Annotated in this window: 6 protein-coding genes and 1 pseudogene; 6 read left to right on the top strand and 1 reads right to left on the bottom strand. The window is 51.3% G+C overall.

Annotated elements, in window-relative coordinates:
- Window positions 1–83: 83 nt before the first annotated feature.
- The 6 genes and pseudogenes from FYZ48_RS04235 to FYZ48_RS04210 form a co-directional block, all read left to right on the top strand.
- A pseudogene (locus FYZ48_RS04235) lies at window positions 84–1,739 on the top strand (S8 family peptidase); the annotation flags it as partial.
- 184 nt (window positions 1,740–1,923) lie between these two features.
- A complete protein-coding gene (locus tag FYZ48_RS04230; RefSeq protein WP_149337849.1) occupies window positions 1,924–2,154 on the top strand; it encodes a hypothetical protein in 231 nt (76 codons plus the stop codon).
- Window positions 2,155–2,230: 76 nt separating this feature from the next.
- Entirely contained in the window at window positions 2,231–2,818 is a 588-nt protein-coding gene (locus FYZ48_RS04225; protein ID WP_149337847.1) for a hypothetical protein, read from the top strand.
- Window positions 2,819–3,185: 367 nt separating this feature from the next.
- Window positions 3,186–3,752 (top strand): hypothetical protein, encoded by a 567-nt coding sequence (locus FYZ48_RS04220; protein WP_149337845.1) that lies wholly within the window; start codon window positions 3,186–3,188, stop codon window positions 3,750–3,752.
- Window positions 3,753–4,065: 313 nt separating this feature from the next.
- Window positions 4,066–4,401 (top strand): hypothetical protein, encoded by a 336-nt coding sequence (locus FYZ48_RS04215; RefSeq protein ID WP_149337843.1) that lies wholly within the window; start codon window positions 4,066–4,068, stop codon window positions 4,399–4,401.
- A gap of 86 nt (window positions 4,402–4,487) precedes the next feature.
- The gene (locus FYZ48_RS04210; protein WP_149337841.1) at window positions 4,488–4,907 is read left to right on the top strand and encodes a hypothetical protein; all 420 of its coding nucleotides are present in this window, start codon (window positions 4,488–4,490) and stop codon (window positions 4,905–4,907) included.
- Between the two features lie 340 nt (window positions 4,908–5,247).
- On the opposite strand, the gene FYZ48_RS04205 is transcribed toward FYZ48_RS04210, so the two are convergent.
- Window positions 5,248–6,450: a BaiN/RdsA family NAD(P)/FAD-dependent oxidoreductase gene (locus FYZ48_RS04205; protein ID WP_149337839.1), complete on the bottom strand. Its 1,203-nt coding sequence runs from the start codon at window positions 6,448–6,450 to the stop codon at window positions 5,248–5,250.
- Between the last annotated feature and the right edge of the window lie 224 nt (window positions 6,451–6,674).

Below are 6,674 nucleotides of genomic sequence, written 5' to 3'. Positions count from 1 at the left end.
GGAGAGAACTCAGGAAAACCAGGAAGCAATGGCAACAATTCGCTTTGGTGGGAAACTATTTGTAATCGGAGTTACTAGATACCGGTGTGAATAATGGTCACCCTCTTCTTGACTCAGCTTTTTCACCTAATACAACCCATGCCGTAAATCCTGAGTGGGGCTCATTTGACCATCAAGGACATGGCACGGAGATGGCAGGACTAGCACTATATGGTCCATTGAATGATGTGTTGTTATCCAAAGAAGAATTAAAACTACAGCATCAGTTAGAATCGATTAAAATATTGCCTCCCCATGGAGTGAATGATCCGCCTGATTATGGTCCAATCACTGTGAAAGCAATGGAAATTGCAAATACGATTGATTCTGATAGATCTCGTGTTTTTAGCATGGCAGTTACCGCTAATGGCAACGAACTTGGTAGACCTTCATTATGGTCAGCATCGATAGACCAGTCCTGCGCTGGTGTTGACGATGGAGTACAAAAACTTCTAATTGTCTCTACAGGGAATCTATGGGATCATGGGAAAAATTATCCAGATGATAATTACCTAGCCAGCATTGAAGACCCTGCCCAATCTTGGAATGCACTGACAGTGGGAGCATACACAGAATTATCTACTATCAGGGAACAAGGATTTGATGGATTTCAACCCATTGCTATGCCTGGCTCACTATCGCCGACTAGCCTGACTTCAGTGTTGTGGAATGACAGTTCATGGCCTTACAAACCCGATGTAGTTTTTGAGGGAGGTAACCGTTTAAAAGACGATAAGGGTACAATCCTCTGCGCAGATGATCTTGAACTTCTAACCACCCAATTGACAGAAGACAGCAATAACTTATTAGGTACTAGTAGAGATACAAGCGCTGCAACTGCTCAAGTTGCCCGAATAGCTGCCATTCTACAATCAGAATATCCTGATTACTGGCCAGAAACTATACGTGGGCTAATTGTTCATTCGGCAGAATGGACTGACAGAATGCTTGAAGAGTTTCCTAGTAGCCCACAGAAAGAACGGGAGCAACGCTTAAAAGTATACGGAATGGGTGTCCCAAATTTGGAGAGGGCTAGAGATTCAGCCTCGGGCTTCACAACAATGATTATTCAAGATGCCTTACAACCATATTATTATGACGACTTAGATAATAAAGATAAGTCGAATGAAATGCATCTCCATGATCTTCCATTACCAACAAAAGTACTTGAGGACCTGGCAGATACTCAAATCAAAATGCGAGTCACTTTATCTTATTTTATTGAACCAAATCCCCCCCGTAGAGGTTATGTAGTAAAGTACAACTATAAATCACATGGGTTAAGATTTTCAGTTATACGCCCGCATGAGACTCTTCAACAGATGCGGCTTCGACTCAATAAAGATTCTTGGCCCGAGAAAAACCGAAAAGACAGAAAACGACCAGAACCTGTAATCCCTGATAACCGAAACTGGGATTTAGGAGAGCGTCTAACAAATCGTGGCTCAATTCACTCAGACACCTGGAATGGCACTGCCGCTGAGTTGGCCGCCTCTCGTCATATTTGTGTATATCCAGTATCTGGATGGTGGCGAAATAAGACGAGTGAGAAGAGCATTGAAAAGAAGGCTCGATACTCATTGATCGTGACGATTTCGACTGATAACACTGAATTAAAACTATACGAAGGTGTTGTAAATGAAATCGAAAGCCGAGCTAAAGTAAGGTCTATAACAGCGACTGAAATAGATATCAATTAATTTTTTTTCTTTATATTCCGTTGAATAATTTCATCTCAATTCAGCCCCCGAATCGTTCATCAGCTACGAGTAAAATATGAATATCACATTTGGGGATCATGTCCGAGTTTTATCAGCGTCGGAAACTGATGAGAGAGGGATTGCCGGTATGTGTGGGTAAGTTTATGGGTAGACGACGCCTTCCGTGACTGATGTGGAAGTGATTGGTGAAGCCAGAGATGATTATGCCCTCAATGTGTTCATGGAAGACCTGGACGCTGACTTCTGGTTTGCCCCTGATCTGCTGGAACTGATTGATCATGCAGCAGTTACGGAAATCATAATTGGCAACCGGAAGGCCGTTAGTCGCGCCGATGGCAGCTGGGAAGAGTCTGATAGTTTACCCACCAAAAAGTGGTGGCAATTCTGGCGATAGACCCGCATAATGAGGCACTTCGTACACCCAGAAAGCAGAATGCTGTTTTCTTTCCAGTTAAAAAGATCGTGCCTCAATGCCATCAAATAAAGAACAGCGACGTTTAGCGGCTCAGCGTGAGAAGGAGCGGCGGGCTCAGGAGATTGAATCACAGCGACGGCAGGCGGCGGCGAATGTGAACTGGGGGTCTGCGATGATGCTCCTGGATGGTGAACTGCGCGAGCAGATTATTCAGCTCGGTGGGCTGCCGTCGGAGCCGACAGGGCAATCCTCTGTCGAAATCCTGACGCAGCAGATCAAGTGGCCGGCGGGTACGTTTCGTTCCTCCGAAATCCGTTTTCGCGAACTGCATGCGGGGAGCGGCGCTGCTGAAATGACTGAGACTCAAATCCAGGACTCTGTGCTGGTGTGGTGCCATTATTTCGAATTCGCGATGAACGGCAGCTTCTACCCTGACTGGCAAGCTGACTTCACAGCGGTCGACACTGCCCAGTTCGTCCCCTTCGGTGCTGACGCGCATTACTTCTACCTGATTGGTGAGAACCCGCAGGATCCCGCGAACCCGCTGGTTTACTCGGTCGATCATGAAACGACGTTCGAGGAACCTTACAACAGCGAGGGGACGACCGTCCTCAGCCTGCTGGAATTACTGATCGCGAATTGATGAGGGGTTGGAACGGAAAAGGGGCAGATCCTGATAATATGCACTCTGCGACTTTCTTAGTGGGACCAGCCCACTGTGCCACCCGGATGCGGTGGAGGTTGGTGGCTTTGCACTTTATCAATCGCGGCAGTTGCGACCTACTGCTCGCTGCGCTCGGATCGAATTGCATTCGACCCCACCCTCTTTTTCTGAAGTTTTTTACTGGTCCCGTTTCACGTTTATTCTTTTTCGTTCGCTGCCAGGCGGGCCGACACATGGGTCGGCCCCTACGACTGCTGTGCCCGGATCCACTCTCCTTTCTGTGTTGAAGGGCTTTGATTTCATCATAGTGGGACCAGACCACTATGCCACCCTGTTGAGAACTGAAATGAAGTGGATTGTTCCCCGAGTCAGAAACGTTCGTAGAATTCTGCCGTACCTGTTGTTTGGGGCGCTGCTGGGCGGACTGTATGGGATGCTGCATGATCAGATCAGCTATACGATCTCGCCGGAATATTTCACCGATTTCAAATTCCACCAGTTTCGGTATGCGGATTTTCATTTGCCCGAGCGGCTGTATGTGGGCATCATCGGCTTCCTCGCGACCTGGTGGGTGGGATTATTTTCCGGCTGGTTTCTCGCGCGGATGCGTTTCAACAGTGATGATTTACAAACGGCCCGCCGCGATATTCTGCAGGGGCTCGCGATCATCGCCTGTTGTGCCATGGGTGCGGGCATTCTGGGGGGCGTCGCGGGGTACCTGAATTACTATGTCTTTGATTCTCAGGAATTCCTGGGGTTTGAAAGACAGTTTTCCGGAACCACGCTCAAACGATTTGCGATCGTGGGTACGATTCATAATGCCGGTTACGCCGGAGGACTGGTCGGATTGATTGTTGCTGTTTTCCTGCTGAAACGGAAAATGAAACAGAGGCTGTCCGACGTTGATATGTGATGGTTTCAGGTGGGGTGTGAAGTTGGTGGCTTTTACCCAGTTTCGGACGCGGCAGCTGCGACCTCCTGCTCGCTGCGCTCGGATCGAATTGCATTCGATCCCACCCTTTCTGGTTGTGTGATGAGGAGCATTGTTTTTCTTTTAGCTCGACCAGCCAACGGTGGCACCCTGGGTGGGGTACAGAAAGGGGGGGGGGCAGTTGGTAAAATCGTCACCATTTTCCGAACCAGAGTGCTGCGGAATGGGTCTCCCCTTTCGGGTCGTTCCTGGCTGGAGCCGTATCAGAACTTGAGAGAGAAAGCGGTCACTTCGTATGGCAGTCTCAAAACGGGGTAAAACCCGAATCGTGGTGGATCAGGAGACGTATTACTGGTCTGTGCCATATCTCCCTGGCGATGACTGGCCGACACTTGTCGTTGTTTCGCCTGACAAGAGCCTTTGTTTTCACTATCCCATCGATGATTGGACGCATCAGCGGTTCATGTCCGCGCTGGCAGAGCAGCAACTGGTTCCGCCAGTGCCGACCTTTCGGACTGGTCAGTCCAGCGATACACGGAATGCAGAATTCTCCATCACGCCGGGATTCGTCAGACAGTTAATCCAATGGTGTCTGGCAGCTGAGTGCCTGAGTACTCCGGACTGGTACTGATTTGCTCCAAAACCTCGCAAGTCGGCTGACATTTTGTCCCCAGACCAGGATCAACATCATGTAAGTCGGGATAAAAGGAGAATGGTGTGTGCCACCCTCTGATTCTTGGATCTGTCGAGCCACTCCCCATTTCGAAATATGTGCCTGATCAGGTGGAAGATGGCTGGAACATTTATGTCACATCTATTGGTCAGGCGATTTCTCTCGATGCACGGGCGATATTCTCGACGCGCGATCTCTACTACATCTATGCACGCCATACAGGCGACGCGTGTGGCTTCTGGGGGAATTACGAGGAAGCCCGGGACGCACGCGAGGAACTTGCTGTCTTCTTGGAGCGTTCTCTGGAACTGGTCGCCGATCTGCAACTGTATGTGGCTGAGACCTACTTTGGAAAATCGGGAGTGATCCCGACGAATTTGAAGTACATCGGGCCCAGCGACATCCGCACCTGGCTCCCCGGTTTCCTGGAGGGTGATTTTTTCCAGGTGATCCGCGAAGAGTGAATGTTATCTACAACCGAAAATGAGGCTCCCCCCTGCAGCGGACGCGGCAGCTGTGACCTCCTGCTCGCTGAGCTCGGATCGAATTGCATTCGATCCCCCCCTTCTGTTTTTTGGCAGGGGGATTTTGCTGGTCCCGTTCGTGGTTTGCTCTTGCTTGTTCTCTGCCAGGCGGGCCGACACATGGGTCGGCCCCTACGACTGTTGTGGTTTGATGTTTGTTGCGTGTTCTGTTTATTGGGGCTTTCAACCGGGGCTAAAGCCCTGCGGCTAGTGGTCGCTGGTTTTTGTGGGTTTGAGAGTGTGGGACTGATTAGATTGTCGGTTGTGTTATCTCTCGGCCTTACATCGCGTGGCCTGCGATCCAGGCTGTGGTCCAGGCGTTTTGGAAGTTGAAGCCGCCTGTGATACCGTCGATGTTGAGGATTTCGCCGGCGAAATAGAGGCCGGGGCAGAGGCGGCTCTCCATCGTGCGGAAATCGACTTCGTTCAGGTCGACGCCGCCGCAGGTCACGAATTCTTCTTTGAAGACACCTTTGCCCGTGACCTGGAATTCGCCGGCTGTCAGTTCTTTGACGAGGGCCTGCGATCCGTTTTTGGAAAGTTCGGCCCAGCGCACCGGTTGCGGGCCCAGGCTGTGATCGACGAGCGACTTCCATAACCGTTTGGGAAACTGCCAGGGACTGGCTGCGTCGATGTTTTTCTTCGCCTGCGCTGACTTGAACGCGTTTAACTGTTCGCGTGCCTGGTCGGCACTCGTTCCTGCCAGCCAGTTGATGCGGAGCAAGGCGTTATAATTCGCTTCAAACAGTTCGCGGGCTGCCCAGGCAGAAAGTTTCAATACCGCCGGTCCGCTGAGGCCCCAGTGTGTGACGAGGATCGGCCCCGACTGGGTGAACGTTTTCGTGCTGGTGACCAGTTGGCACTCGACCTGTTCCACCGCGACGCCGGGCAGGTCTTTGATGCGCGGATCGTTGACTTTGAATGTAAACAGTGACGGAACGGGGGGCACGATTGTGTGACCGAGGCGACCGCTTAACTCAAAGCCGGCGCGACTGCCGCCGGTTGTCATGAGGATGCGATCCGCGTTGATTGATTCGCCCGTCTGCAGTGTGACGGTGAAACTGGATTCGTGTTGTTCGATGGCGGCAACGTTGGCACGCAGACGAACCACGACGCCCGCGTTTTCCGCTGCGGTCATCAGGCAGTTGACAATTGTGGCGGAATCATCGGTGGTGGGAAACATGCGGCCGTCGGCTTCGGTTTTGGTGGCGACGCCGCGCGACTCAAACCACTCGATCGTGTCGGCCGGTTGAAAGCGGGTGAAGGGACCGCGGAGTGCTTTTCCGCCGCGGGGATAGCTGTTGACCAGGTCGCGGGGTTCGAAGCAGCTGTGCGTTACGTTACAACGACCGCCACCCGAGATGCGGACTTTCGCCAGGACGGAGGAGGCGGCTTCGAGGATCGTCACCTCGTGACCATTTTCCGCAGCCGCGATCGCCCCGAAGAATCCGGCTGCACCGCCGCCGATCACAATGACTTTCAATGTTCCTCGCCTCTACTCAACCGGGTGATATCGCACGCTTTGACCAGCGTTTTCTGGTTTTAGCATCAACTGAAGACAAAGAGTCTAGCAGTTCATCCCGCTGATTTCACTCGTGCGGCTTTGCTGTTTCGGGCTTTCATACTGAATCGTCGTTTTGCGAGACGTGCGATACGAAACAGACATTCCATACCCGGGTATTGTATGAAGTTGGTGGTTATTCTCTA

The organism is Gimesia chilikensis, assembly GCF_008329715.1.
In the GTDB taxonomy this organism is placed as follows: Bacteria; Planctomycetota; Planctomycetia; order Planctomycetales; family Planctomycetaceae; genus Gimesia; species Gimesia chilikensis.
This window is presented reverse-complemented; position numbering and strand designations above follow the sequence as displayed.